24 protein-coding genes are annotated in these 26,465 nt (G+C 64.7%); 6 read left to right on the forward strand and 18 right to left on the reverse strand.

Annotated elements, in window-relative coordinates:
- Positions 1 to 7 precede the first annotated feature (7 nt).
- The 8 genes from ACFWP0_RS09495 to tldD all read right to left on the reverse strand — a co-directional run bounded on the left by ACFWP0_RS09495 (position 8) and on the right by tldD (position 9,375).
- A complete protein-coding gene (locus tag ACFWP0_RS09495) occupies positions 8 to 1,507 on the reverse strand; it encodes an FAD-linked oxidase C-terminal domain-containing protein (protein ID WP_377841494.1) in 1,500 nt (499 codons plus the stop codon).
- Positions 1,508 to 1,658: 151 nt separating this feature from the next.
- Positions 1,659 to 2,489, reverse strand: a complete 831-nt coding sequence (locus ACFWP0_RS09500; protein ID WP_377841496.1) for an IclR family transcriptional regulator — start codon at positions 2,487 to 2,489, stop codon at positions 1,659 to 1,661.
- A 45-nt stretch (positions 2,490 to 2,534) separates the two neighbouring features.
- Positions 2,535 to 3,251 (reverse strand): SDR family NAD(P)-dependent oxidoreductase, encoded by a 717-nt coding sequence (locus ACFWP0_RS09505; RefSeq protein ID WP_377841498.1) that lies wholly within the window; start codon positions 3,249 to 3,251, stop codon positions 2,535 to 2,537.
- 27 nt (positions 3,252 to 3,278) lie between these two features.
- Positions 3,279 to 3,797: a 2,4'-dihydroxyacetophenone dioxygenase family protein gene (locus ACFWP0_RS09510; protein WP_377841500.1), complete on the reverse strand. Its 519-nt coding sequence runs from the start codon at positions 3,795 to 3,797 to the stop codon at positions 3,279 to 3,281.
- 42 nt (positions 3,798 to 3,839) lie between these two features.
- Positions 3,840 to 4,811, reverse strand: a complete 972-nt coding sequence (locus ACFWP0_RS09515; protein WP_377841501.1) for a Bug family tripartite tricarboxylate transporter substrate binding protein — start codon at positions 4,809 to 4,811, stop codon at positions 3,840 to 3,842.
- Between the two features lie 252 nt (positions 4,812 to 5,063).
- A complete protein-coding gene (locus tag ACFWP0_RS09520) occupies positions 5,064 to 6,473 on the reverse strand; it encodes an FAD-binding oxidoreductase (protein WP_377841503.1) in 1,410 nt (469 codons plus the stop codon).
- Between the two features lie 101 nt (positions 6,474 to 6,574).
- A complete protein-coding gene (gene aroG, locus ACFWP0_RS09525) occupies positions 6,575 to 7,648 on the reverse strand; it encodes a 3-deoxy-7-phosphoheptulonate synthase AroG (RefSeq protein ID WP_377841505.1) in 1,074 nt (357 codons plus the stop codon).
- A 266-nt stretch (positions 7,649 to 7,914) separates the two neighbouring features.
- Complete coding sequence (gene tldD / locus ACFWP0_RS09530) at positions 7,915 to 9,375, reverse strand: metalloprotease TldD (RefSeq protein WP_377841506.1); 1,461 nt, start codon at positions 9,373 to 9,375, stop codon at positions 7,915 to 7,917.
- A gap of 750 nt (positions 9,376 to 10,125) precedes the next feature.
- Between tldD and ACFWP0_RS09535 the strand changes: the two genes are divergently transcribed.
- Positions 10,126 to 10,509 (forward strand): H-NS family nucleoid-associated regulatory protein, encoded by a 384-nt coding sequence (locus tag ACFWP0_RS09535; protein ID WP_377841508.1) that lies wholly within the window; start codon positions 10,126 to 10,128, stop codon positions 10,507 to 10,509.
- Between the two features lie 88 nt (positions 10,510 to 10,597).
- Here ACFWP0_RS09535 and ACFWP0_RS09540 read toward each other — a convergent pair whose 3' ends face one another.
- Positions 10,598 to 11,233, reverse strand: coding sequence for a DUF4136 domain-containing protein (locus tag ACFWP0_RS09540; RefSeq protein WP_377841509.1), 636 nt, complete (start codon positions 11,231 to 11,233; stop codon positions 10,598 to 10,600).
- A gap of 149 nt (positions 11,234 to 11,382) precedes the next feature.
- Between ACFWP0_RS09540 and pepN the strand changes: the two genes are divergently transcribed.
- Positions 11,383 to 14,088 carry an aminopeptidase N gene (gene pepN, locus ACFWP0_RS09545; protein ID WP_377841510.1) on the forward strand — a complete coding sequence of 902 codons (2,706 nt, stop codon included), beginning with the start codon at positions 11,383 to 11,385 and terminating at the stop codon, positions 14,086 to 14,088.
- Positions 14,089 to 14,098: 10 nt separating this feature from the next.
- Positions 14,099 to 15,118, forward strand: coding sequence for a class 1 fructose-bisphosphatase (locus tag ACFWP0_RS09550; protein WP_377841512.1), 1,020 nt, complete (start codon positions 14,099 to 14,101; stop codon positions 15,116 to 15,118).
- 70 nt (positions 15,119 to 15,188) lie between these two features.
- Here the strand turns inward: ACFWP0_RS09550 and ACFWP0_RS09555 are convergent, their stop codons facing one another.
- The 4 genes from ACFWP0_RS09555 to alaC form a co-directional block, all read right to left on the reverse strand.
- Positions 15,189 to 15,410 (reverse strand): YgdI/YgdR family lipoprotein, encoded by a 222-nt coding sequence (locus ACFWP0_RS09555; protein ID WP_377841513.1) that lies wholly within the window; start codon positions 15,408 to 15,410, stop codon positions 15,189 to 15,191.
- Between the two features lie 178 nt (positions 15,411 to 15,588).
- Positions 15,589 to 16,998 carry a threonine synthase gene (thrC, locus tag ACFWP0_RS09560; protein ID WP_377841514.1) on the reverse strand — a complete coding sequence of 470 codons (1,410 nt, stop codon included), beginning with the start codon at positions 16,996 to 16,998 and terminating at the stop codon, positions 15,589 to 15,591.
- A gap of 37 nt (positions 16,999 to 17,035) precedes the next feature.
- Positions 17,036 to 18,340 (reverse strand): homoserine dehydrogenase, encoded by a 1,305-nt coding sequence (locus tag ACFWP0_RS09565; RefSeq protein WP_377841861.1) that lies wholly within the window; start codon positions 18,338 to 18,340, stop codon positions 17,036 to 17,038.
- 47 nt (positions 18,341 to 18,387) lie between these two features.
- Positions 18,388 to 19,575, reverse strand: coding sequence for an alanine transaminase (gene alaC, locus ACFWP0_RS09570; protein ID WP_056567313.1), 1,188 nt, complete (start codon positions 19,573 to 19,575; stop codon positions 18,388 to 18,390).
- Between the two features lie 282 nt (positions 19,576 to 19,857).
- Between alaC and ACFWP0_RS09575 the strand changes: the two genes are divergently transcribed.
- Genes ACFWP0_RS09575 through ACFWP0_RS09585 form a run of 3 tightly spaced genes read left to right on the forward strand, consistent with a single transcriptional unit; the run spans position 19,858 to position 22,546 of the window.
- Entirely contained in the window at positions 19,858 to 20,319 is a 462-nt protein-coding gene (locus ACFWP0_RS09575; RefSeq protein WP_377841516.1) for an Mth938-like domain-containing protein, read from the forward strand.
- A complete protein-coding gene (locus tag ACFWP0_RS09580) occupies positions 20,316 to 20,780 on the forward strand; it encodes a peroxiredoxin (RefSeq protein WP_377841517.1) in 465 nt (154 codons plus the stop codon). Before ACFWP0_RS09575 ends, ACFWP0_RS09580 begins: the two co-directional genes overlap by 4 nt.
- 56 nt (positions 20,781 to 20,836) lie before the next feature.
- Positions 20,837 to 22,546 (forward strand): PhoH family protein, encoded by a 1,710-nt coding sequence (locus ACFWP0_RS09585; RefSeq protein WP_377841518.1) that lies wholly within the window; start codon positions 20,837 to 20,839, stop codon positions 22,544 to 22,546.
- A 72-nt stretch (positions 22,547 to 22,618) separates the two neighbouring features.
- On the opposite strand, the gene ACFWP0_RS09590 is transcribed toward ACFWP0_RS09585, so the two are convergent.
- The 5 genes from ACFWP0_RS09590 to ACFWP0_RS09610 form a co-directional block, all read right to left on the reverse strand.
- Complete coding sequence (locus ACFWP0_RS09590) at positions 22,619 to 22,750, reverse strand: entericidin A/B family lipoprotein (RefSeq protein WP_008164311.1); 132 nt, start codon at positions 22,748 to 22,750, stop codon at positions 22,619 to 22,621.
- Between the two features lie 40 nt (positions 22,751 to 22,790).
- A complete protein-coding gene (locus ACFWP0_RS09595) occupies positions 22,791 to 23,486 on the reverse strand; it encodes a fumarylacetoacetate hydrolase family protein (protein ID WP_377841520.1) in 696 nt (231 codons plus the stop codon).
- Positions 23,487 to 23,579: 93 nt separating this feature from the next.
- Positions 23,580 to 23,882 (reverse strand): Dabb family protein, encoded by a 303-nt coding sequence (locus tag ACFWP0_RS09600; RefSeq protein WP_377841522.1) that lies wholly within the window; start codon positions 23,880 to 23,882, stop codon positions 23,580 to 23,582.
- Positions 23,882 to 25,759: an ABC transporter permease gene (locus ACFWP0_RS09605; RefSeq protein WP_377841523.1), complete on the reverse strand. Its 1,878-nt coding sequence runs from the start codon at positions 25,757 to 25,759 to the stop codon at positions 23,882 to 23,884. Before ACFWP0_RS09605 ends, ACFWP0_RS09600 begins: the two co-directional genes overlap by 1 nt.
- 12 nt (positions 25,760 to 25,771) lie before the next feature.
- Complete coding sequence (locus ACFWP0_RS09610) at positions 25,772 to 26,464, reverse strand: ABC transporter ATP-binding protein (protein WP_377841525.1); 693 nt, start codon at positions 26,462 to 26,464, stop codon at positions 25,772 to 25,774.
- Between the last annotated feature and the right edge of the window lies 1 nt (position 26,465).

Here is a 26,465-nt window from a genome sequence, read left to right on the forward strand (position 1 = left end):
ACAGGTCCTAGAAACGGGCGAGATCGGGGAAGCGCAACTCTCCCGCATGGACATGCATCTTGCCGTATTCGGCGCAGCGGGCCAGCGTGGGAATGACCTTTTCAGGATTGAGCAGGCAAGGCGGATCGAAGGCCCGCTTTACCGCCAGGAACGCGTCGAGTTCTTCGCGAGAGAATTGCACGCACATTTGATTTATTTTCTCCATTCCCACACCGTGCTCTCCGGTCACGGTCCCTCCCACTTGCACGCACAGCTCAAGAATGGCCGCGCCGAATTTCTCGGCGCGCTCCACCTCGTCCGGCTTATTCGAATCGAACAGGATCAGCGGGTGCAGGTTGCCGTCGCCCGCGTGGAAGACGTTGGCGCAACGCAGGCCGAACTCGTCTTCCATTTGCTCGATGGCGCCCAGCACGCGCGCCAGATGACGGCGCGGTATCGTGCCGTCCATGCAGTAATAATCGGGCGATACGCGCCCGGCGGCCGGGAACGCATTCTTGCGCCCCGCCCAGAACTTCAGGCGCTCGGCCTCGGACGTGGAGACCTGGCAGCGCGTGGCGCCGGCCTCGCGGAACACCGCCTCCATGCGTGCGATCTCGTGCGCCACTTCTTCCGGCGTGCCGTCCGATTCGCACAGCAATATGGCTTGTGCGTCCATGTCGTAGCCCGCGCGCACGAAGGGCTCCACCATGTGCGTGGCGCGGCGGTCCATCATCTCCAGGCCGGCCGGGATCATGCCCGCGGCGATGACCTGCGTGACCGCATTGCCGGCCGCCTCGACGCTGGAAAAGCTGGCCATGACGACCTGCGCGCACGCCGGCTTCGGGATCAGCTTGACGGTCACTTCCGTGACCACGCCCAGCATGCCCTCGGAACCGATGAAGACGGACAGCAAATCCAGTCCGGGCGCATCCGGCGCCTCGGAACCCAGTTCGACCACGTCGCCGTCGATCGTGACCACGCGCACGCGCAGCACGTTGTGCACCGTCAGCCCGTACTTCAGGCAATGCACGCCGCCGGAGTTTTCCGCCACGTTGCCGCCGATGGAGCAGGCGATCTGGCTAGACGGATCCGGCGCGTAATACAGCCCATAGGGCGACGCGGCCTCGGAAATCGCCAGGTTGCGCACGCCTGGTTCGACGATGGCCGTGGCGCTGGCCAGGTCGATATGCTTGATGCGGTTGAACTTGGACAGGCCGAGCAGCACGCCCTGGCTGTGCGGCATGGCGCCGCCCGACAGCCCCGTGCCCGCGCCGCGCGCGACGATGGGCGTGTTCAGGCGCTTGCAGATGCGCATGACGGCGCGCACCTGCTCTTCGGTTTCGGGCAGGGCAACGACCGCAGGCAGGACGCGGTAAAGGGATAGGCCATCGCACTCGTAGGGGCGGGTATCCTCTTCGCGGAACAACACGCAGTGCGCGGGCAACGCGGCCGACAACGCCTCGATGAGTTGCTGCAACGAGTAAGGCGCCTGCACTTGTGCCAGGCCAGTTTCGACCAGTGAATTCATGAGCGCAACAATAGCGCGAGCGCCCGCGATAAGCAGGCCGGGATTTACCCGCACCCAACGGTTTTGCGGGCTGCGCATTAGTAACCAGCCGTAAAACCCGTGCGCCGATGTCGTTGAAAAACAGCAGTTTCCGTCCCGCGGTCACTTGTAGTCAGCCGGAATAATCCAGCAGCGCCAGGGTTTTCGATATTGCCGCGCAGGTGTCGACCAGCGGCTTGATATAACTGTCGGTCCGGTTCGCGCTCATCCGGAACGCGGGAATGCTCAGGCTGACGCAGGCGACGGGCCGGCCCTGCTTGTCGGTGATGGCGCAGCCAAAGCAGAAAATGTCCTTCTCGTTTTCCTCGCGATCTTCCGCGTAGCCCTGCCGCTGGATCTGCTGGAGCTCCTTCCGCAGCGCTTGCGGCGTGCGCAGCGTGGCGTCCGTGAAGGCCTTGAAGTCCAGCGTGGCGATCAGCGCGTCGCGCGCGGCCGGCTCCAGCTTCGCCAGGTAGGCCTTGCCCACCGAACTGGAGTACATCGTGACGCGGCTGCCCAGCCGCGAATTCATGCGCACGGCCTTGGGGCTTTCGAGCTTGTCGATATACGTCATCTCGGAACGGTCGGGCACCGCCAGGTGGACGGTTTCCTGGGTCCGCTCCTTCAGGTCGAACAGATGCTCCTTGCAGAGCTGGCGGATATCCGAGCTTTCAAGCGCGCGGCTCGCCAGGCTGACCAGGCGCGGACCCAGCCCGAAGGACGGTCCGTTGCGCTTCTGGACGATGAGCTGCTCGGCCACGAGCGCCTCGACGATCCGATAGATCGTCGGGCGCGGATATCCCAGCTTGACGCTGAGTTCGTTCACGGTCCACGCGGTGTCGCCGCCCAGCGCAATGGTGTCCAGCACCCGCATGAACTTGGAGAACGACGCGGTCCCTGCAACAGGTTTGGCGGCATGCGCCGGGGGCTGCGTCGTTGTTCTTGTGGCGCGGGTGACTTTCATTGACCGGTATCCGTGGCGATGCGTGCCGGCGGGCCGGCGCGACGGTCACGTTACCATATAGCCGCCGTCGACCGGCATGACGACACCGGTCATGAAAGCCGCGGCCGGAGAGCACAGGAACACCACCGCCTGCGCCACGTCGGCGGGCGTGCCCCAGCGCTTGAGCGGCGTGCGTTCAAGAATGCGCGAGGCGCGCGCCGGGTCGTTCTGCAAGGCCTCGGTGAGCTTCGTGGCGATCCATCCCGGCGCCACCGCGTTCACCCGGATTCCGTCATCGGCATAGGCGATCGCAAGCGACTTGGTCAGCTGCGCCACGCCGCCCTTGCTTGCGCTGTAGGCCGGCACCAGTCCTCCCCCGAAGAAGCTGAGCATCGACGCCGTATTGACGATGCAGCCCGCGGACCGCGCCAGCAACGGCTGAAGCGCCTCGCACAGGCGCATGGTGCCGGTCAGGTTGATGTCCAGCACGCGCTCGAACACCGGCAGCTTGAATTCCTCCTGGCGGAAGATGACGCCCGCGCAGTTGACCAGGATGTCCGCGCGCTCGAGCCCGGCCGCAAAGCGCGCCACGGCGTCCGCCTGCGTGACGTCCAGCTCCACGAGTTCGACGCCCTCCGGCGGCGCCTCGGCCGCCGTCAATCCGACGGCATGAACGCGCGCGCCCAGGCGCGCGAGCGCGTCGGCGACGCCGCGCCCTACCCCCTGCGTGCCGCCCGTGACCACGGCGACCTTGCCATTGAACAGCCCTGCTTGAAAACTCATATCGGCTCCCTGGTGTGGCGCGGCGGCTCAGCGGACGAACTGATCGACGTAGTCCGAACCCAGCCCCACGCCTTCGTAGTGCTTTCTGCACATGTCGAGCTTCGTGAACACGTCCTCGTAGCCCGTGTGCCGGCCTTCGCTGTCGCAGTAGTACATGACCCCGTTGACCTGGAACATGGTGATCATTTCCTCGACATCCTCCGGCACGTACAGCGTGTGCGTTTCGCCCGGCGGCTCGAAGACATAGCTGCCTTCGCGGGCGACCCAATCGTGTTCCAGATAGCGCCACGACCCCTTGATAACGTAGCCATGCACCGCCTGCGGATGCCGGTGGCAACTCAGCACGCCCGACCTGCGCACGCGCAGCAGGTTCATCCAGTATCCCTGGGACACGTTCAGGCAGAGCGGCCTGAACCAGACGTTCTCGGCCTGCGGCACCCACACGCGTTCGTCGTCCGGTATCGCTTGCGGCACCACGATGTCGGGCAGCGCTTCCTTCGGATTGGGGTAGCGGTAAGGCGTGGGCACGGCGTTCGTCTGTGTCATGGCGGTCCAGCTGGCTGAGTTGGGGAAAGCGGCGCGGGAGGATTACTTGATGTTCAAGGTCTTCAGGATCTCGGCGTAGTCGGCGGTCTCGGCGGCCATCTTTTTCTCGAAGGCCTCGCCGTCGGCGTACACATAGCCGAGGTTCTGCGCCTTGATCGCCGATATCAGTTGCGGATCCTGCCCCACCTTCTCGAAGACCTCCTTCAGCTTGGCCACCGCGGCGGGCGGCATGCCCTTCGGACCGGCGATTCCGCGCCAGGTGCCGTAGGCCACGTCGATGCCCTTTTCCTTGGCCGTGGGCACATCCGCGAATTCGGGCACGCGCTTGTCGCTCATCAGGACCAGCAGGCGCATCTTGCCGGCGCGCACATACTCGGACGCTTCGGCCGGGCTGGTCGCCACCGCGTCAAGCTGGCCGCCAAGCAGGTTCAACAAGGCGGGCCCGGAGCCCGGAAACGGAATGTGCGTGAACCTGGTGTCCGACTTGACCTCGAACGCGCTCAGCGCGACGTCATAGATGGAGCCGGTGCCCGAGGTGCCGACATTCATCGTCGCCGGCGACTTCCTGGCCGCGGCCATGAAGTCCTCGATGTTCTTGTACGGCGAGTTGGCGGGCACCACGATCGCGGCCGGATCGGCGTTCAGCTGCACCAGCGGCGTGTAGTCCTTGTAGGTGTGGTCGAACAGGCCCAGCAGCGGCAGGATGACGAATTCCGCCGTAACCACGGTCAGCGTATGGCCGTCGTTCTTGTTGTTCAGCACATAGTTCCAGCCCACCGCGCCGCCCGCGCCGGACTTGTTGAGCACCACCATGCCCTTGGGGAAATACTGGGCCGACACCTTGGCGAACGTGCGCGCCACGGCGTCGGTGCCCCCGCCCGGCTGGAACGGCACCACCAGCGTCACCGGCTGGTTCGGGTAGTTGTTGTCCGCGGCCAGCGCCTGCGCCGGCAACGATGCCGCCAGGCTGGCAAATGCCAGGCCGGCCACCATCAAGCGTTGTCTCATCAACATCCTTGTCTCCTTTGTCGAGGACGTGGTTTTCTGTAGAAACACGTTCCATTCTTTTGGCGGTAGACCGGGCTTTGCACCAATATCCACAATGTGGACATTTGTCTACGAAAAATCAGAGTAAAGGATTTGCCCCGCGCTGTCACTGGAAAATTTGCGATGGGCCGCACCCTGCCCGGCGCCGCGCGGGCAAAAAAAAACCGACGGACAAGGCCGTCGGCTTCGGATGCGCGCGGCGCCAGGGCCGCTTGCGGTTTACCAGGACACGATCTTGCCCGGGTTCAGGATGTTGTTCGGATCAAACGCATGCTTCAGGCTGCGCATCAGGTCCAGGGCGTCTTCGCCGTGCTCCTCGGCCATGAACTGCATCTTGTGCAGGCCGATGCCGTGCTCGCCCGTGCAGGTGCCGTCGGCCGCAATGGCGCGACGCACCAGGTTGTGGTTGATGGCTTCCGATTCCTGCCATTCCTGGGCGCTGTCGGCGTCCAGCAGCATCAGCACGTGGAAATTGCCGTCGCCCACGTGGCCCACGATCGTGTAGGGAAAGCTTGCGCGGTCCAGCTCTTCCACGGTGTCGCGCACGCAATCGGCCAGGCGCGAGATGGGCACGCAGACGTCTGTGGTGCTGGCGCGGCAGCCCGGACGCAATTGCAGGCCCGCGAAATAGGCGTTGTGGCGGGCGGTCCAGAGCCGGCTGCGGTCTTCGGGGCGTTCGGCCCATTCGAAGTCCATGCCGCCGTGCTCGGCCGTGATGGCTTGAACGGTTTCCGCCTGCTCCTGCACGCCCGCCGGGCTGCCGTGGAATTCAAACACCAGCAGCGGGGTTTCGCGCAGGCTCAGCTTGCTGTGCAGGTTCACGGCCCGTACGCTGGCCGCGTCCATGAATTCGACGCGCGCAATGGGCACGCCCATCTGGATGATCTCGATCACGCTCTGCACGGCCGAATCCAGCGTGGGGAAATTGCAGACCGCGGCCGACACGGCTTCGGGCTGCGGGTACAGTCGCACCGTCACTTCGGTGATGATGCCCAGCGTGCCTTCGCTGCCCACGAAGATTCGCGTCAGGTCGTAGCCCGCCGACGATTTGCGCGCGCGGCCGGCGGTGCGGATGATGCGGCCGTCCGCCGTGACGACGGTCAACGACATGACGTTTTCGCGCATCGTGCCGTAGCGCACGGCATTGGTGCCCGAGGCCCGCGTCGCGGCCATGCCGCCCAGGCTGGCGTCGGCGCCCGGATCGATCGGGAAGAACAGGCCGGTGCTGCGGATTTCTTCGTTGAGCTGCTTGCGCAGCACGCCCGCCTGAACGGTGGCGGTCAGGTCTTCGGCGTTGATGGCCAGGACCTTGTTCATCTGCGACAGGTCGAGGCTGATGCCGCCCTGGATCGCAAGAATGTGGCCTTCCAGCGACGAACCCGCGCCGTAGGGAATCAAGGGAACGCGGTGCTCATTGCAGACCTTTGCTATCGCGGCCACTTCTTCGGTGGTGTGCGCGAAGACGACGGCGTCGGGCAGCATGGGCGGGTACGGCGACTCGTCGCGGCCATGATGCTCGCGCACGGCGGAAGACTCGGACAGGCGGTCGCCAAAGCGCGCGCGCAAGGCATCCAGACAGGCGGCCGGCACCGGGCGGCGCAACGTTTCAGCGTGCAAGGGAGCGTTCATGATCAGCGTGGTCTCGGGTTCGGTAATCCGAATATTCTACGCCGCCACGCATGCTGCACCGCAAACCGCCCCAGGCAGGCGATTCGCGGCGCAAGCCCCGCTCACTTGCCGGAGGTCAGGGCCACCCGGCGGCGTTCGCGTACGGCATGGGCCAGGCGCTCAAGCACGGCCACCGACGCATCCCAATCGATGCAGCCGTCGGTGATGCTCTGGCCGTAGACCAGCGGCTGGCCCGGCACCATGTCCTGGCGGCCGCCCAGCAAGTGACTTTCCACCATGACGCCCACCAGGCGGGTATCGCCGGCTTCCATCTGGCGCGCCACGTCCTCGATGACCATGGGCTGGTTCTCGGGCTTCTTGCTGCTGTTGGCGTGGCTGGCGTCGACCATGATGCGCTGCGCCAGCCCGGCCTTGGACACGTCCTGGCAGGCCGCCTCCACGCTGGCCGCATCGTAGTTCGGCGTCTTGCCGCCGCGCAGGATGACGTGGCAATCCTCGTTGCCGGCCGTGGAAACGATGGCGGAATGCCCGCCCTTGGTCACCGACAGGAAATGGTGCGGCTGCGACGCCGCCTTGATCGCGTCCACCGCGATCTTCACATTGCCGTCCGTTCCGTTCTTGAACCCCACCGGACACGACAGGCCCGAGGCCAGCTCGCGGTGCACCTGGCTCTCCGTCGTCCGTGCCCCGATCGCCCCCCAGGAGACCAGATCCGCGATGTATTGCGGCGTAATCATGTCCAGGAACTCGCAACCCGCCGGCAGCCCCAGGCTGTTGATGTCCAGCAGCAGTTCGCGGGCCACGCGCACGCCCTTGTTGATGTCGAAGCTGCCGTCCAGGTCCGGATCGTTGATCAGGCCCTTCCAGCCCACCGTGGTGCGCGGCTTCTCGAAGTACACGCGCATCACGATTTCCAGGTCGGCGCTGAGCCGGTCGCGCACGGGCTTCAGACGCTTGGCGTATTCGATGGCGGCGCGCGTGTCATGGATCGAGCAAGGGCCGATCACGACGATCATGCGGTCATCCATGCCGTGCAGGATGCGGTGCATGCCCTGGCGGGCGGCGAACACGGTGTCGGACGCCTCCTTGGTGCACGCGAACTCGCGCATCACATGCGCGGGCGGGTTCAGTTCCTTGATTTCTCGAATGCGAAGGTCGTCGGTATTGTGTGACACGGTACTGCTCCTGGGTTGCCCGCCATGGGGTTCTACCCCTAACCGACGGCACAAAAAAAGCCGCCAGTTCGCTGGCGGCTTTTTTGGGGGGATTCTTTCCAAACTTCAGATTGAGCGCGTCCCTTCCTCCGCCAGCGGCTTCAGAAAACCATAAAAATAAAAGTAAAAGGCGGGGGACGCGAATTTCATGGGGATTGACTCTAGCACAGTTTTTTTGGGCCGTCACGCCTGTTTCTTGAAAAGGCGGCGACGGCCCGGGACCGGCCTCAGGCCGTTCCGCCGACCGTCAGGCCTTCCATGCGGACCGTCGGCATGCCCACGCCGACCGGCACGCTCTGGCCATCCTTGCCGCAGGTGCCCACGCCGGAATCCAGCTGCAGGTCGTTGCCGATCATGGTGACGCGGTTCATGGCGTCGGGGCCGTTGCCGATCAGGGTGGCGCCCTTGACCGGGTAGGTCACCTTGCCGTCTTCGATCATGTAGGCCTCGGAAGCCGAGAACACGAACTTGCCGTTCGTGATATCGACCTGCCCGCCGCCGAAATTGACGGCGTACAGCCCGCGCTTGACGGAGGCCACGATTTCCTCGGCGGGCTTGTCGCCGGCCAGCATGTACGTGTTGGTCATGCGCGGCATGGGCAGGTGCGCGAAGGATTCGCGGCGGCCATTGCCCGTGGCGGCGGTCTTCATCAGGCGGGCGTTCAAGGTGTCCTGCATGTATCCGCGCAGGATGCCGTCTTCGATCAGCACGTTGCGCTGCGTGGCATTGCCTTCGTCGTCGATATTGAGCGAACCGCGGCGGTCGGGGAGCGTGCCGTCATCCACCACCGTGACGCCCTTGGAGGCGACGCGTTCGCCGATCCGGCCGGAAAACACGCTGGAACCCTTGCGGTTGAAGTCGCCTTCCAGTCCGTGGCCGACGGCTTCGTGCAGCAGGATGCCGGGCCAGCCCGAACCCAGCACCACGGTCATTTCGCCTGCCGGCGCGGGACGCGCTTCCAGGTTGACCATGGCTTCATGCACGGCGCGCTCGACATAGCCTTGCAGCATTTCATCCGTGAAGTACGCCAGTCCCAGGCGTCCGCCTCCGCCCGCATGGCCCATCTCGCGGCGGCCATCGCGCTCTGCGATCACGGTAAGCGACAGCCGCACCAGCGGACGCACGTCGGCGGCAAGGCGGCCATCGCTGCCGGCAACCAGGACCACGTCATATTCGGCGCCCAAGCCCGCCATCACCTGGATCACATGCGGATCGCGGGCGCGCGCCATGCGCTCCACGCGTTCCAGCAGCGCCACTTTCTCGGGCGCGCTCAGCGTGGCCACGGGATCAATATCGGCATACAGGCTGCGGCCGATCTCGGCCTCGACCTGCGCGGCAACCTTTACCTTTCCGGCGCCGCGGCGCGCGATGCCGCGCACTGCATGCGCGGACGACAGCAGCGCCTCGGGCGACAAGGAATCGGAATAGGCAAATGCGGTTTTCTCGCCGCTCACCGCGCGCACGCCGACGCCCTGGCTGATGGAGAAGCTGCCCGTCTTGACGATCCCTTCTTCCAGGCTCCAGCCTTCGCTGCGCGTGTATTGGAAATACAGGTCGGCGTAGTCGACCTTGTGGGTGAAGATTTCACCCAGCGCCCGCGCCATGTCCGCTTCGGTCAGCCCCCAGGGGTCGAGCAGCAGGGATTTGGCGGTGGCCAGGGAGGCAATAGCGGGATCGATGATTTTCATAGGCTCTATTTCAGGGGCGGCGCGGCCGCGCTCGCGTGCGATGACGCTCAAGACCGTATCGTAACGCCGACATGGTCCCGGCGTCCCGCGCGTCGCCAAATGATGCGTCGGGGGCTGCCGGAAGGGCTGCGGCTAAATGGCCGGATTATGCTCAGGCAAATAGATGGGGACGGAATATTGGATATCAAGTTAAGCATTACGGCCCGCATTCAAAGCGTCCGCTGCGCAATGCCGCACTCATCATACAACCTGACATGAAAATGAAATTGCCGGTTGCACGACCCGGTTGCTCGTCCATATCATTCCCGAGGGATGAGAACGTCAAAATGCATGCAAGCTCTGGGCAGGGCAAACTCGTCTAATCAGTCCGGCTTACGGCCAGCCGCAATAGGATAAGCCCCAGTATCGGATATCAGCCGCGCCCGGCGCATGTTGCGACATGCCGAAAGCCCGCGTATTTGCTCGCTACACGAAACAAAAAGAGGGGCGACAGCCACTATGGAACGCCTATTTGCCCACCCCGTGGACCAAATCAGTACATGTTTCAACTTGTCCCAAATTTGAGAATATCCTTCCCAATACTTGGCTATTGCGCAGACCCGCAAGCCAAGGACATTGCGACTCTTTTGATACAAAGTAATTAGTCCGAAAACCGGGAAGTCGCGGCGTAATTTCTGTATTATGCGAAGCACAACAAAATAAACATAACTTCGCCGGCGATTAAAGCAGTTCCATAATCAGGAATAAACCATGGCCCGAGAAACATACGCAGCTCTGCAAGCAAAGATCGAAAAGGAAATCAACAAGCTCCAAAAGAAGGCTGAAGTCCTACAGACGAAGCGCCGCAAGCCCGTGATCACCTCGATCATCACCTCGATGCGCGAATACGACATCACGCCCGAAGAGATCATCGCAGCCTATGGCGCCGGCAAGCCCGCCCGCGCCGCTACCGCCGGCCGCCGCAAGGCCGGCGCCCCTGCCCGCCCCGCCAACGCCGCCAAACGCGCCGTTGCGCCAAAGTACCGCCATCCTCAAACCGGGGATACCTGGAGCGGCCGTGGCAAGGCGCCCCGCTGGCTCGCCGCTGAAGAAGCCGCGGGCGCAGCGCGCGAGAGTTTTCTTATCAAAGAATAAAACCTATTCTGTAGTAAGAAATAAAATCGGCGCACCATGATGGTGCGCCGATTTTATTTAGGAAAGGCGGTCTTCGCACCCATCCGGCTTACTGAAGCGGGAACTCGATCTCGCGCTCGGCGCCATTATTTCCCGGGAAATTGTCAAAGATTGCGCGGACAAGAAAGGGCATGGTGCGAATGAAATCATCACGCTCGCTCAATATGAAGGCCGTGGAACGGTATACCTCCGCGCCGCCCTGCTGGGTATCGCGGATCAGCAGGGACAGGGAGTTGCGCTGAACCACCATGGGCACGTCCACCCAATCCGGCCCCCAGAAGCCGGCCCCCATGCCCCAGGGCCGCGGGCCGTAGAAACCGCCATAGCCGCCGTAGAAATACGGGTCGTAGGGACGGCGCACCATCACCTGGGTCTGCGAAGTTCCATAGCGGAACGACACATCGAAGCGGCCTTTGGCGCCTGGCTTGGCCTCGATCAGGCCGGTCGCGCCGATACCGGCGCGCACCATGTCCTGGAAGGACTGGTATTCCAGATTATTGATTTGCGAAGGATCCGCCGGAACGAACTGGTAAGTCTGGCCCTCGACGCCAGTCGGCCATTGCTGAAAGGACGTTACCCTGGCCGACACGGAGGGCGCGGCGCATCCCGTCAACGTCAGCGCCCCAAGCACGGCCAATATGCCGGCCCAACGGCCTACACTGCTGAACAAAGACGATCTGGACATTTTGCGACTCCTCTTGCGCGACGGCGCCCATCATACTGAGCTTTGACATCTCCGCTTGCCAAAAGTTTACGGCTAGCCCGTAAGCCCAAGGGTGCGCCCCGCGGCCAGCCACTACAATAGACCCCTCGTTCATACAGGACTGCGATCCCATGCGCACCGACACGCCCGTTACCGTATACCGCAAGGATTACCAGCCCTACCCCTACGATATTCCTGAAGTCGCCCTCGCCTTCGATCTCGCGCCCGACGCGACCGAAGTGCGCTGCACCATGCACGTGCTGCGCAAGCCCGGAGCCAGCGCCGACGCGGCGCTGGTCCTGGATGGAGAAGAGCTGGAACTCGTCTCGGTGGGCGTGAATGGCGCGGCGCTGCCCGCCGACCGCTACCGCCTGTCCGACCACAGCCTTGCGCTGCATGGCCTGCCCGCCGACGCCACGATCGAAATCGTCAGCCGCTGCAAGCCGTCCGCAAACTCAACGCTGATGGGCCTGTACGTGTCGGGGGGCAACTTCTTCACGCAATGCGAAGCCGAAGGCTTTCGCCGCATCACCTGGTTCGCCGACCGGCCCGACGTCATGTCGCGCTACCGTGTCACCCTGCGCGCGCAGCCGGAATACCCCGTGCTGCTGTCCAACGGCAACCTGATCGGCTCGCGCCAACTGCCCGACGGCCGCAACGAAGTCGAATGGGAAGACCCGTTCCCCAAGCCCTGCTATCTGTTCGCGCTGGTGGCCGGCAACCTGACCCACCGCGAAACCACGGTCAAGACCGCAAGCGGCCGCGACGTGCTGCTGCAGGTCTACAGCGACCCGGGGTCCGAAACCAAGACCGAATGGGCGCTGGATTCGCTCGTGCGCGCGCTGCGCTGGGACGAAAGCCGCTTTGGCCTGGAGTTGGACCTGGACCGCTTCATGATCGTGGCCGTCCATGACTTCAACATGGGCGCCATGGAAAACAAGGGCCTGAATATTTTCAACGCCGCCTACGTGCTGGCCGACGCGGACACCGCCACCGACGCCAACTACGAAGGCATCGAATCCGTCATCGGACACGAGTACTTCCACAACTGGACGGGCAACCGCGTCACCTGCCGCGACTGGTTCCAGCTGAGCCTGAAGGAAGGCCTGACCGTCTTCCGCGACCAGGAGTTCAGCGCCGACATGATGGCGCACGGCATGGACGCCGCCGCCGCGGCCAGCGCGCGCGCCGTCAAGCGCATCGACGACGTGGTGGCGCTGCGCGCCGCCCAGTTCCCAGAGGATGCCGGCCCCATGGCCCACCCCATCCGCCCGGAGAGCTACCAGGAGATCGGCAACTTCTATACGGCCACCGTGTACGAAAAAGGCGCCGAAGTCATCCGCATGCAGCACACGCTGCTGGGCGAGGAAGGCTTTCGCGCCGGCATGGACGAGTATTTCCGCCGCCACGATGGCCAGGCCGTGACGTGCGACGACTTCGTCGCCGCCATGGAATCGGTCTATGTGCGCCAGCACCCCGGCCGCGACCTGTCGGTGTTCCGCCGCTGGTACCGCCAGGCGGGCACGCCGCGCGTCACGGTCAAGCTGGATCACGATGCCGCCGCGCGCCGCTGCACGGTGACGCTGACCCAGGAATGCCAGCCCGTGGGCGTGGAACGAAAGGCCGGCGCCGACTACGTCAAGGCGCCGTACCACATCCCCTTCGCCATCGGGCTGCTGGATAGCGACGGCCGCGGCCTCCCGCTAAACCACGAGGGCATCGTCACCGAAACGGCCCTGCTGGAACTGACGACGCAAAGCCAGCAATGGATATTCGACAGCATCGCCGACCGCCCCGTGCCGTCGCTGCTGCGCGACTTCTCCGCCCCCGTCATCGTGGGCTATGACTGGACGGACGAGGAACTGGCGCTGCTGTCCGCCCACGACAGCAACCCGTTCGCGCGCTGGGAAGCCGGCCAGGAACTTGCCACCCGCCAGATCCTGGCGCTGGCCGAAGCCCGGCAGGCCGGCCGCACGCTGCACGCCGACGCCGCCTTCATCGAGGCCTGGCGCGCGCTCCTTGCCGACCCGGCGCTCGACGCCGCCTATCGCGCCCGCGCTCTGGCGCTGCCTTCGGAAAAAACCCTGGCCGAGCGCATGCAGCAGGTGGACCCGCCCGCGCTGGCCGTGGCCCGGGACTTCCTGCGCGCCGAGCTCGGACGTCAGCTCGAAGCCGAGTTCCGCCACGCTTTCGACGACAACCAGACGCCGGGCGAGTACAGCCCCGCCCCGGTGCCCGCGGGCAAGCGCGCGCTGAAAAACCTGGCGCTCAGCCACCTGATGGCGGCCGGCGAACAGGAAGCCCAGCGCCTGGCGGAACAGCAGTACGGCAAGGCCGGCAACATGACCGACAGCATGGCCGCGCTGTCCGCCCTGATCAACTACGGCCAGGGCGAATTCCCGCAGGAAGCGCTGGGGGCGTTCTACGCCAGGTGGAAGGACAATCCGCTGGTGGTGGACAAATGGTTCGCCCTTCAGGCCGCCGCCCGCTCGACCACCGTGCAGACCGCGCGCGAACTGATGTCGCACCCGGCCTTCACCTTGCGCAACCCCAATCGCGCCCGCGCGCTGATCTTCCAGTTCTGCCTGAACAACGCCCGCGGCATGCACCACCCGGATGGTTCGGGCTACGCTTTCTGGGCCGAGCAGGTGCTGGCGCTGGACGCGCTGAATCCGGAAATCGCCGCTCGCCTGGCGCGCGCGCTGGACAACTGGTCGCGCTTCGTACCCGCGCTGCGCACGCCGATGCAGGCTGCCCTGCAGCAGGTGCGCGCGCACGAGGGCCTGTCGCGCAACGTACAGGAAATCGTATCCAAGGCTTTAGAATTCGCAGCATAGGGAGACCCTTTTGAAACGTAAAACACTCACTCAGTACCTGGTGGAGCAACAACGCTCCGCCCAAGCCCTTGCCCCGGAAGTGCGGCTGCTCATCGAAGTGGTGGCGCGCGCCTGCAAGGCCATCAGCCATGCAGTCAGCAAAGGCGCGCTCGGCGGCGTCCTGGGCAGCCTGGAAAGCGAAAACGTCCAGGGCGAAGTCCAGAAGAAGCTGGACGTGCTGTCCAACGAAATCCTGCTGGAAGCCAACGAATGGGGCGGCCACCTGGCTGCCATGGCCTCGGAAGAGATGGAAACCATCCATCTGATCCCGAACCGCTACCCCAAGGGCGAATACCTGCTGCTGTTCGATCCCCTGGACGGCTCGTCGAACATCGACGTGAACGTCTCCATCGGCACCATCTTCTCGGTGCTGCAGGCGCCGCACAATGTGTCGGGCGCGCCCGTCTGCGAAGACGATTTCCTGCAGCCGGGCAACAAGCAGGTCGTGGCCGGCTACGCCGTCTACGGCCCGCAAACCATGCTGGTGCTGACTATCGGCAACGGCGTGGTGGGCTTCACGCTGGATCGCGAAATGGGCTCGTGGGTGCTTACGCACGAGAACATCCGGGTGCCGGAAGACACCAAGGAATTCGCCATCAACATGTCGAACATGCGCCACTGGGCTGCCCCGGTCAAGCGCTACATCGACGACTGCCTGGCCGGTTCGACCGGCCCACTGGGCAAGGACTTCAACATGCGCTGGATCGCCTCGATGGTGGCGGACGTGCATCGCATCCTGACCCGCGGCGGCATCTTCATGTACCCCTGGGACGCGCGCGAGCCGGCCAAGGCCGGCAAGCTGCGCCTGATGTACGAAGCCAACCCGATGAGCTTCCTGGTCGAGCAGGCCGGCGGCGCGGCCATCAACGGCGTGGAGCGCATCATGGACATCCAGCCCGACAAGCTGCACCAGCGCGTCAGCGTGATCCTGGGCTCGAAGAACGAGGTCGAGCGCGTCGGCCGCTATCATGCGGAAGACGCGGGCAAGTAAATCCCGCGCCCCAACGCAAAAGCCCCGGCACTGGCGCCGGGGCTTTTTTTGGTTCAGACAGGTTGCGTGCCTACTTGACCTCTTCGATGGACTTCACGTCGTCCTTGTTGATCTGAACCTTCTTGCCGTCCTTGTCGTATTCGTACATGCCCGACTTCTTGTCGTACTCCGGCTCATCGGGCGTTACGGTCGAGCTTCCATCCCGGTGCTGAACGACCGAGGGCGACGAGCATCCGGCCAGCACCCCGACTCCGGTCACCACCAGGGCCAACGTCATGGTCTTCAGATTCATGGGCGTGTTCTCCGAGTGTGAATAAGTGAATTCACTGTATCTGAACCTGGCCCCGAATACGTGTCGGGTTGTGGTCAAAATGCGTGAGAACGTAATCCGTCCCGCCCCCATTTATGAAAAACCCCTCGCGGGACGCGCCGGCGAGGGGTTGCAACCTTACACAAGCCGCAAGCGGCCTTTACACCTTGGCGTTGGCCTCGATGAAACGGCGTACGGCCGCCTCGTCGCAATCCATGACTTCCACGCGCTGCGGCAGGGATTCCAGGTTGGCCAGGTTGCCCGGCGGCGTGGCGGGACGGCCCAGCGCTTCCTCGATGGTCTCGGAGAACTTGGCGGGCAAGGCCGTCTCCAGCACCAGCATGGGCACGCCCGGCTCGACGAATTCGCGCGCGACTTTCACGCCGTCGGCCGTGTGCGGGTCCACCAGCACGCCGGTCTCTTCGTAGACCGAGCGGATCGTCGCCAGGCGGTCTTCGTGCGAACTGGCGCCCGACACGAAGCCGTAGCGGTCTTCGAATTGCGGCTTCAGGTCGGACAGGTCGAAAGACCCGTCGCGCGCCAGGGCCGCCCACAGTTCCTTGACGCGGTCGGCGTCGCGGCCCACCAGATCGAACACGAAGCGCTCGAAGTTGGAGGCGCGCGAGATGTCCATCGACGGGCTGGAGGTCGCGTAGGTCTGCTCGGCGGGACGCGGACGGTAGACGCCGGTGCGGAAGAATTCTTCCAGCACGTTGTTCTCGTTCGTGGCCAGCACCAGGCGGCGGATGGGCAGGCCCATGCTGCGGGCGATGTGGCCCGACAGGATGTTGCCGAAGTTGCCCGAGGGCACGGCGAACGAGACCTGCTGGCCCGGCTTCTCGGTGGCGCGCAGCCAGCCGTGGAAGTAATACACCACCTGGGCGGCGATGCGCGCCCAGTTGATGGAGTTCACCGCGCCCAGGCGGTACTTGGTCTTGAAGGCCAGGTCGCCGGCCAGGGCCTTGACGATGTCCTGCGCTTCATCGAACACGCCGTGCACGGCGATGTTGTGGATGTTCTCGTCCTGCAGGGAGTACATCTGCGCGCGCTGGAACGCGCTCATGCGGCCGTGGGGCGACAGCATGAACACCGCGACGCCCTGCTTGCCGCGCAAGGCGTATTCCGCGGCCGAACCCGTGTCGCCGGAGGTGGCGCCCACGATGTTGAGCGTGGTGCCGCGCTTCGTCAGCACGTATTCGAACACCTGGCCCAGGAACTGCATGGCCATGTCCTTGAAGGCCAGCGTCGGCCCCTCGGACAGGCCCAGCAGCGACAGCCCCCCGCCCAGCGGGCGAAGCGGAACGATGTCTTCGCTGTTGAACGTCTCGTGCGTGTAGGCCGCGCGGGTCAGGCGGCGCAGGTCGTCCGCGGGAATGTCGGTGGCGAATAGCGACAGCACTTCGAACGCCAGGTCCGCGTACGGCAGGCCGCGCCAGGATTCGAGCATCTGCTCGGACACCTGGGGCAGCGTTTCCGGCACGGCCAGGCCGCCGTCGGGCGCCAGCCCTTCGAGCAGGATGTCGGAGAATGTCTGGGCGGCCATGCCGCCGCGGGTAGAGATGTATTTCATGTCGATTGCTCCGCGATGCGCCGCGCCGCGTGGGTCCTCACAGCAGGTTTTCCACGCGCAGGCGCGTTACCTTGGACCGGACGAAGGGCAAGGACTCGATGCGCTCGATGGCTTGGTTGACGTTGCCTTCCACTGCTTCATGCGTCAGGAAGATGATGTCGGCGCCGCCGATATGCGACGGCTGCTGGATCATCGAGCCGATGGAAATGGAGCGGTCGGCCAGGATGCGGGCGATGTCCGCCAGCACGCCGGGCTGGTCGTCCACGCGCAGGCGCAGATAGTACGAGGTGCTGACCAGTTCGATCGGCAGGATGGGCGTGTCCGACATGGCGTCCGGCTGGAAGGCCAGGTGCGGCACGCGGTTGCCCGGATCCGCGGTATGCAGGCGCGTCACGTCGACCAGGTCGGCCACGACCGCCGAGGCGGTAGGCTCTTCGCCCGCGCCCTGGCCGTAGTACAGCGTCGGGCCTACGGCGTCGCCCTTGACCAGCACGGCGTTCATCGCGCCCTCGACATTGGCCAGCAGGCGCTCGGAAGGCACCAGCGCCGGATGCACGCGCAGCTCGATGCCGTCGGGGCGGCGCTTGGTGATGCCCAGCAGCTTGATGCGGTAGCCCAGGCGCTCGGCGTGCTCGATGTCTTCGGCGGCGAGCTGCGAGATGCCTTCGATGTAGGCGCGGTCGAATTGCACCGGCACGCCGAAAGCCAGCGAAGCCAGCAGGGTCAGCTTGTGCGCGGCGTCCACGCCTTCCACGTCGAACGTGGGGTCGGCTTCGGCGTAGCCCAGGCGCTGGGCTTCGGCCAGCACTTCGGCGAACGGCAGGCCGCGCGAGCGCATTTCGGACAGGATGAAGTTGGTGGTGCCATTGATGATGCCGGCCACCCACTGGATGCGGTTGGCCGTCAGGCCTTCGCGGATCGCCTTGATGATGGGGATGCCGCCGGCGACGGCGGCCTCGAACGTCACCATCACGCCGCGTTCGGACGCCGCGGCAAAGATCTCGTTGCCATGCTTGGCCAGCAGCGCCTTGTTGGCGGTCACCACATGCTTGCCGTTGGCGATGGCTTCCAGCACCAGTTCAAGCGCCAGCGTGTCGCCGCCGATCAGCTCGACGACGATGTCGATTTCGGGATCTCGCACCAGGCCGTGCACATCGGTGTCGACCTGGATCGAGTCGCCCACGCGGGAGCGCGCCTTGGCCACGTCGCGCACGGCGGCGCGGGTCACTTCAATGCGGCGGCCCGCGCGGCGCGCGATTTCCTCGGCGTTGCGCGACAGCACGGTCCACGTGCCGCCGCCAACCACGCCAAGACCAAGCAGGCCCACCTTCATGGGATTCATCGCGCCGCCCTCGGGGCCTTGCGCGACAGGTGAGCGTTCAGGGGTATTCATTTCAGCAATCCGTCCTTGCGGAACATATCTTTGATGCCGCGCACCGCCTGGCGGGTGCGCTGCTCGTTTTCGATAAGAGCGAAGCGTACGTATTCGTCGCCATACTCGCCGAAGCCGATCCCGGGGGACACGGCCACTTTCGCATCCGACAGGACACGCTTGGCAAATTCCAAAGAGCCCATAGCCCTGTAGGGTTCGGGGATCTGCGCCCAGATGTACATGGACGCCTTGGGAATCTCCACATTCCAACCTGCTTCGTGCAGGCCGCGCACGAGCACGTCGCGGCGGCTTTGATACTGCGCCACGATCTCGTTCACGCAATCCTGCGGGCCGTCCAGCGCGGCGATGGACGCCACCTGGATCGGCGTGAACGTGCCGTAGTCGTGATAGCTCTTGATGCGCGCGAGCGCATTGACCAGCTCGCGGTTGCCGACCATGTAGCCGATGCGCCAGCCCGCCATGTTGTAGCTCTTGCTCATCGTGAAGAACTCGACGGCGACATCGCGCGCGCCGGGCACCTGCATGATGGACGGGGCCACGTAGCCGTCGAAGGTGATGTCGGCGTAGGCCAGGTCATGCACGACGAGGATGTCGTGCTCCTTGGCCAGCGCCACCACGCGTTCGAAGAACGACAGGTCCACGCACTGGGCCGTGGGGTTGCTGGGAAAGCCCAGCACCATCATCTTGGGCTTCGGGATGGATTCGCGCACGGCGCGCTCCAGTTCCTCGAAGAAGTCCACGCCCGGCGTCATGCGCACGGAACGGATATTGGCGCCGGCGATGACGGCGCCATAGATATGGATGGGGTAGCTCGGATTGGGCACGAGCACCGTGTCGCCGCGGTCCAGGGTGGCCAGCATCAAGTGGGCCAGGCCTTCCTTGGAGCCGATGGTGACGATGGCTTCGGAGTCCGGATCGAACTCGACCGCGTAGCGGCGCTGGTACCAGTCGCAGATCGCCTTGCGCAGGCGCGGAATGCCCTTGGACACGGAATAGCCGTGCGTCGTCGGGCGCGAGGTGGCCTCCACCATCTTGTCGACGATGTGCTTGGGGGTCGCGCCGTCCGGATTGCCCATCGACATGTCGATGATGTCTTCGCCACGCCTACGCGCCGCCATCTTGAGCTCGCCGGTAATGTTGAAAACGTACGGGGGCAAACGCTCAATGCGAGAGAACTTCCTCATGATGGGAATCCTTAGGGGCGAAAAGGCAAAAAAACCAGGGCGCGGTCGCGCGAAGGGGAAATGGGCTCAGAGCCGCGCCAGCACACGTTTGCAGCGCAGCAAAACCCTGTAATCTAGCGCAACGACGCCTAGGCGGCAAATGGAACAAAAACAGGGCCGTTTCGCCGTTGAAAAGATGAGGTTTTTTCCGCGGCGTCGGATGAAGCGCGAAGCCCCGCATTTCACTGCAACATCTGTGCATCCTGATGCGCTATTATCAAGCACATAAAGCCGGAGTTTTTATTGAAGCTGCATACCGATCCTGCGACGGCCGCTCTGAACACTGTCACCGCCTACGGTGATGGCTATATCGAGGTCAACCAGGTACGTTTTTCCTCCTCGGTCGCTTTTGGCCCCGAAGGCGAAGTTACCCGCTGGCCCGTCGAGTCGCCGGCCGACATCACCTCATCCCTGTTGCTCCAGGCGGCCGGCTTGTCCGAGCCCGTCCGCGACCCGATGGCTTTCCTGGACGAACCGGAAGCCGCCCCCAGCCGTCCGGCCAATGCGCCCGAAGTGCTGCTCGTGGGCACGGGCGCCCGGCAACAGTTCCTGCGTCCCGAAGTGCTGCGCCCCCTGCTGGCGGCGGGCATCGGCGTGGAAATCATGGACACTCATGCCGCCTCGCGCACCTACAACATCCTGATGGCGGAGGGCCGGCGCGTGGTCGTCGCCCTCATCCCTCCCAATGGAGCATCCCAGAAATGACGCCGAGCATAGGCAAGCCCGCCCCGCTGTTCACCGCCGAGAGCACCATAGGCCCGATCAGCCTGGAACAGTGCCAGGGCCGGGCCGTGGTTCTGTACTTCTACCCCAAGGACAACACGCCTGGCTGCACCACCGAAAGCCAGGATTTCCGCGACCTGCACGCCGAGTTCCTGGCGGCCAGCGCGATCGTGATCGGCATCTCGCGCGACTCGCTGAAGTCGCATGAGAATTTCAAGGCCAAGTACGAACTTCCTTTCCCTCTCATCTCCGACGCCGACGAAACCGTCTGCAACCAGTTCGGCGTCATCAAGCAGAAGAACATGTATGGAAAGCAGGTGCGCGGCATCGAACGCAGCACCTTTTTGATCGATGCCTATGGCGTGCTGGTGCAGGAGTGGCGCGGGGTGAAGGTCCCGGGCCACGCCAAGGAAGTCCTGCAGGCCGCAAAAAGCATCGGTTAGCCGCACAGGAACACCCGTCAGGCGCTATAGCCGGCCCACACAGGAGAGTGACGCATATGCCGCTTCCGAAGTTGCCTACCCGCCCCGCAGCCATCCTGACCTTCCCCTCGGGCGAATCCGCCCGGGCGCAGGCCCGCACGACCACGACTGCCGCTGCGCGGTCCAACACCCAAGCCGCCCTCGCCGAAGACGAAGAGGGCGAGCTGCTTGTCCAGCCTCAGCTCGAAGGCATGGCAGCTCCGGTCCGCAAGGCGCAGATTCCCGCGCCCGCCCGCCAGGTGCCGCCGCCGCCCCCGGCCGCCCCGGCCGTTCGCACTGAAACGCGCCAGCAGGCCAAGCCCGCCCCGGCGGCTTCCAAGCGCAGCAAGGCGCGCGCCCAGAACGCCCCGCACAAGCTGTTTGTGCTGGACACGAACGTGCTGCTGCACGATCCCAGCTCGCTGTTCCGGTTCGAAGAGCACGACATCTTCCTGCCGATGATGACGCTCGAAGAGCTGGACCATCAAAAGAAGGGCATGTCGGAAGTGGCGCGCAACGCGCGCCAGGTCAGCCGCTCGCTGGATGCGCTGGTGCAGGATGCGACGCACCTGGACGAAGGCCTGGAACTGGCGAAGCTGGGCAACAAGGACGCCACCGGGCGCCTGATGTTCCAGACCACCGCCATCCATAGCACCCTGCCCTCCGACCTGCCCATGGGCAAGGCCGACAACCAGATCCTGGGCGTCGTCCGGGCGCTGCAGGAAAAATACCCCCAACGCGAAGTGGTGCTGGTGTCCAAGGACATCAACATGCGCCTGAAGGCGCGCGCGCTGGGCATGGCCGCGGAAGACTACTTCAACGACCACGTCCTGGAAGACTCGGACCTGATGTACTCGGGCGTGATGCAGCTGCCCGAGGACTTCTGGAACAAGCACGGCAAGGACGTCGAGTCCTGGCAACAGGGAGGCACCACGTTCTACCGCATCCACGGCCCGCTATGCTCGCAGTTCGTGGTCAACCAGTTCGTCTACTTCGAAGGCCAGATGCCGCTGTACGCGCAGGTGCGCGAGGTCAGCGGCAAGATGGCGGTGCTGGCCACCCTGCGCGACTACACCCACGGCAAGAACAATGTCTGGGGCATCACGGCGCGCAACCGCGAGCAGAACTTCGCCATGAACCTGCTGATGAACCCGGAGTGCGACTTCGTGTCGCTGCTGGGCCAGGCCGGCACCGGCAAGACGCTGCTGGCGCTGGCCGCGGGCATCACGCAGGTGCTGGAAACCAAGCGCTACACCGAGATCATCATGACGCGCGTCACGGTGCCCGTCGGTGAAGACATCGGCTTTCTGCCCGGCACGGAAGAAGAAAAGATGCTGCCCTGGATGGGCGCGCTGGAAGACAACCTGGACGTGCTGAACATGGGCGACGGCGAAGGCAACGGGGACTGGGGGCGCGCCGCCACCATGGACCTGATCCGCTCGCGCATCAAGGTCAAGTCCCTGAACTTCATGCGCGGCCGCACCTTCCTGAACAAGTACCTCATCATCGACGAAGCGCAGAACCTGACGCCCAAGCAGATGAAGACGCTGGTGACCCGCGCGGGCCCCGGCACCAAGGTGATCTGCCTGGGCAACGTCGCCCAGATCGATACGCCGTACCTGACGGAAGGCAGCTCCGGCCTGACATTCGTCGTCGACCGCTTCAAGGGCTGGCCGCACTCCGGACACGTCACCCTGCAGCGCGGCGAACGCTCCCGCCTGGCCGACTACGCGGGGGACGTGCTGTAACCCCCGTTGTCGCCGCAAAGAAAAAGCCCCTTGAGCGATCAAGGGGCTTTTTTACGTCCGACGTCGCGCCGATTATTTGTCGGCGGCGTTGGTGATGGCATTGCCGGCCCGCGACATGTCCTTGCCCATGCCGGCCACGGTATTGCAACCGGCCAGCACGAACCCGAACACGACGAAAGCTGTCAGCACGATCTTCCCGCGCATGCTGGAACTCCTGGTCTGATGAAAACGAAAGTCTCGCAGCTTAGACGATCTGCACGCGCAGTTCGCCCAGGCCTTCCACGCCGCCGGTGATCACGTCGCCCTGCACCACCGCGCCCACGCCCTCGGGCGTGCCGGTATAGATGAGGTCGCCGGGCTGCAATTCGAACAGGCCGGACAGGTACGCGATGCTCTCGGGCACGTTCCACAGCATCTGCGAGATATCGCTGGACTGCTTGCGCTGGCCGTTCACGTCGAGCCAGATGGCGCCCTTGTCCAGGGTGCCGACCACGCTGCGCGGGTGGATCGGGCCCAGCGGGGCCGACTGGTCGAACGCCTTGCCGATTTCCCAGGGGCGGCCCTGCTTCTTCATTTCGCCTTGCAGGTCGCGGCGGGTCATGTCCAGACCCAGCGCATAGCCCCAGACGCATTCGTTGGCCTCTTCCACCGGGATGTCGCGGCCGCCCTTGCCCAGCACCACGACCAGTTCCATCTCGTAGTGCAGATTGGAGGTCTTGGGCGGATAAGGCATCTTGCCGGTTTCGCCGTCGGCCACGCTCAGCACCGCGTCCGCGGGCTTGCAGAAGAAGAACGGATCTTCACGGCCGGTGAAGCCCATTTCCTTGGCATGCTCGGCGTAGTTGCGGCCGACGCAATAGACGCGGCGCACCGGGAACAGCGCGGCGCTGCCGGCAACGGGAACCGCGACGGGCGGCTGGGGAGGTAGAACGTAGTCCATGAGCTATCAACCTATGACAAATACGTGACCGGAAACCGGGAAAACATTCGCGAGTTTATCGCTTTCCCGCGCTCAAGGCGCGCCCTGGCGCATTCAGGAAAACGTGGGGATATCCCCATCGAACACCACCAGGCGCTCGATGAAGTCCGCCATGTACGCTTTCATCTCCTGGTGCGCCGCGGACACCTGGTAGCGGTCGTGCGCGGGGCCGTCCACGAAGGCCGCGACCACCGCGTGGGTCAGCGCGTCCGAGCGGCTGGCCTGATTGGGCCGGAACGCGTACCCCGCCACCCCGTCGCATTCGGCGAGGATCCGGTCGCAATAGCCCTGGACGCGCGCGTGGAACCGCGCATCGGCGGCCGCCGACAGTTGCAACATCACGACGTGCAGGAACATCAGGACTCCTTTTTCACGCGGGTCGCGGCAAGCCAGGCGCGCGACACCAACCCCATGATGCCGTCTCGCAACAGCAGCACGCACAAGACGAAAATCGCGCCCTGGACAATCAGCACCCAGGAGCCCAGGGGCGCCAGGTAATTCTGCAGGGACACGAAGGCGAACGCCCCCGCGAGCGGGCCGAATACCGTGCCGATGCCGCCCAGGAGCGCCATCAGCACCACTTCCCCGTTGGCGTGCCAGTGCACGTCCGTCAGCGAGGCGACGCCGAACACCAGCACCTTCAAGCCGCCCGCCAGCCCGGCCACGGACGCCGACAGCGTGAACGCCAGCAGCTTGTAGCGCGACGTGGAGTATCCGAGCGAACGGGCGCGCTGCTCGTTGTCGCGGACCGAGCGGATCACTTCGCCGAAGGGCGAATTCAGCACGCGCAGCACGAAGGCGTAGCCCAGCGCGAAGACCGCCAGCGTGAAGTAGTACATCGGCATCACGCTTTCCAGGTCGAAGATGCCGAACAGCTTGCCGCGCGGCACGCTTTGCAGTCCGTCCTCTCCGCCCGTGAAACCCGCCTGCACCGCCACGAAGTAGACCAGCTGCGACAGCGCCAGCGTGATCATCGCGAAGTAGATGCCCTGGCGCCTGATGGCAATGGCGCCGAACAGCAGTCCCAGTAGCCCGCCCGTCAGCATGCCGGCCAGCAGGCCCAGCTCGGGCGTGGCGCCCAGCAGCTTCATGACGATGCCGGTGGCGTATGCCGCCGCGCCGAAGAACGCCGCGTGGCCGAACGACAGCAGGCCCACATAGCCCACCAGCAGGTTGAACGCCGCCGCGAACAGGGCGAAGCACAGCACCTTCATCAGGAACGTGGGGTAGACGAACCACGGCGCGACCAGGGCGGCCACGGCGAGCGCCGCCATGGATACGCGCATCGCGCGGCGGCTCAGCTGCACGGGCTGGCGCGTGGCTTCCGCGGCCAGCACGTTCTGCACCTGCAGGGGCTTGCCGAAGAGGCCCGCCGGCTTGCACAGCAGCACCAGCACCATGATGATGAAGATCGCCAGGTTGGCGGCCTCGGGATAGAACACCTTGGTCAGGCCTTCGATGATGCCCAGGCCGAAGCCGCTGATGATGGCGCCCATGATGGACCCCATGCCACCGATGACCACCACCGCGAACACAACCACCACCAGATTCGAGCCCATCATCGGGCTGACCTGGTAGATGGGCGCCGCGATCACGCCCGCCACCGAGGCCAGCGCCACGCCCAGCGCGTAGGTCAGCGTGATCAGCAGCGGCACGTTGATGCCGAACGAGCGCACGATCGTGGGATTCTCGGTGGCCGCGCGAAGCATGGCGCCCACGCGGGTCTTTTCGATCAGCACCCAGACCGCCAGGCACAGCACCAGCGACACCGCCACGGCCCAGCCGCGGTACCAGGGCAGGAACATGAAGCCCAGATTGACCCCGCCGCTCAGGGCCTTGGGGATGGTGTAGGGCAGCCCCGACACGCCATAGGCCTGGCGCAGGCCGCCCTCGATCAGCAAGGCGATGCCGAAGGTGAGCAGGAGCCCGTACAGGTGATCCATGCGGTAGGTGCGCGAAATCAGCAGACGCTCCACCAGCATGGCGAATGCCGCCATGATGAGGGGCACCAGCACCAGCGCCGCCCAATAGTTCACGCCCAGGTAGTTCAGCAGCATCCACGCGAGGAAGGCCCCCGCGGTGTACTGCGCGCCATGGGCGAAGTTGATGATGTTCAACAGGCCGAAGATCACCGCCAGCCCGATCGAGAGCAGCGCATAGAACGAACCGTTGATCAGGCCGAGCAGAAGCTGGCCGAACAGTGCCGTGGACGGCACACCGAAGATTTCGAACACGGGCTTCTCCTCTCAGACACCCAGGCGGCGCGCGATCCGGGCGGGATCGCGGCGCGCTTCGTCCGCCGACAATTGGTCGACCACGCAACCGTGCTCCATGACGTAATGGCGGTCGGCCACCTTGGTCGCGAAGCGGAAGTTCTGCTCAACCAGCACGATGGTGAATCCCCGCTCTTTCAGGGTGCGTATGGCGTGCCCGATTTGCTGCACGATGACGGGCGCCAGTCCCTCGGTGGGCTCATCCAGCAGGATCAGCTGGGCGCCCGTGCGCAGGATGCGCGCGATGGCCAGCATCTGCTGCTCGCCGCCGGACAGGTTGCCGCCGGAGCTCGCGCTGCGTTCGCGCAGGTTGGGAAACAGCGTGTAGATCTCGTCCAGGGACATGCCGCCTTGCGCCAGGCGCGGCGGCAGCATCAGGTTTTCGGTCACGCTCAGGCTGCGGAACACCGCGCGCTCCTCCGGGCAATACACCACGCCCAGGCGGGGAATGCGATGCGGCGCCATGCCCACGGTCTCCTGCCCGTTCAGCCGGATGGAGCCGCGCCGCTTTTCCAGAATGCCCATGATGGCGCGCAGCGTCGTCGTCTTGCCCGCGCCGTTGCGGCCCAGGATGGTGACGAGTTCGCCGCGGCTCACGTCGATGTCCACGCCGTGCAGGACGTGGGACTCGCCATACCAGGCGTTGAGGTCCTTGATCGACAGCATC

Source organism: Achromobacter sp. NPDC058515, assembly GCF_042721735.1.
GTDB lineage: Bacteria > Pseudomonadota > Gammaproteobacteria > Burkholderiales > Burkholderiaceae_B > Achromobacter.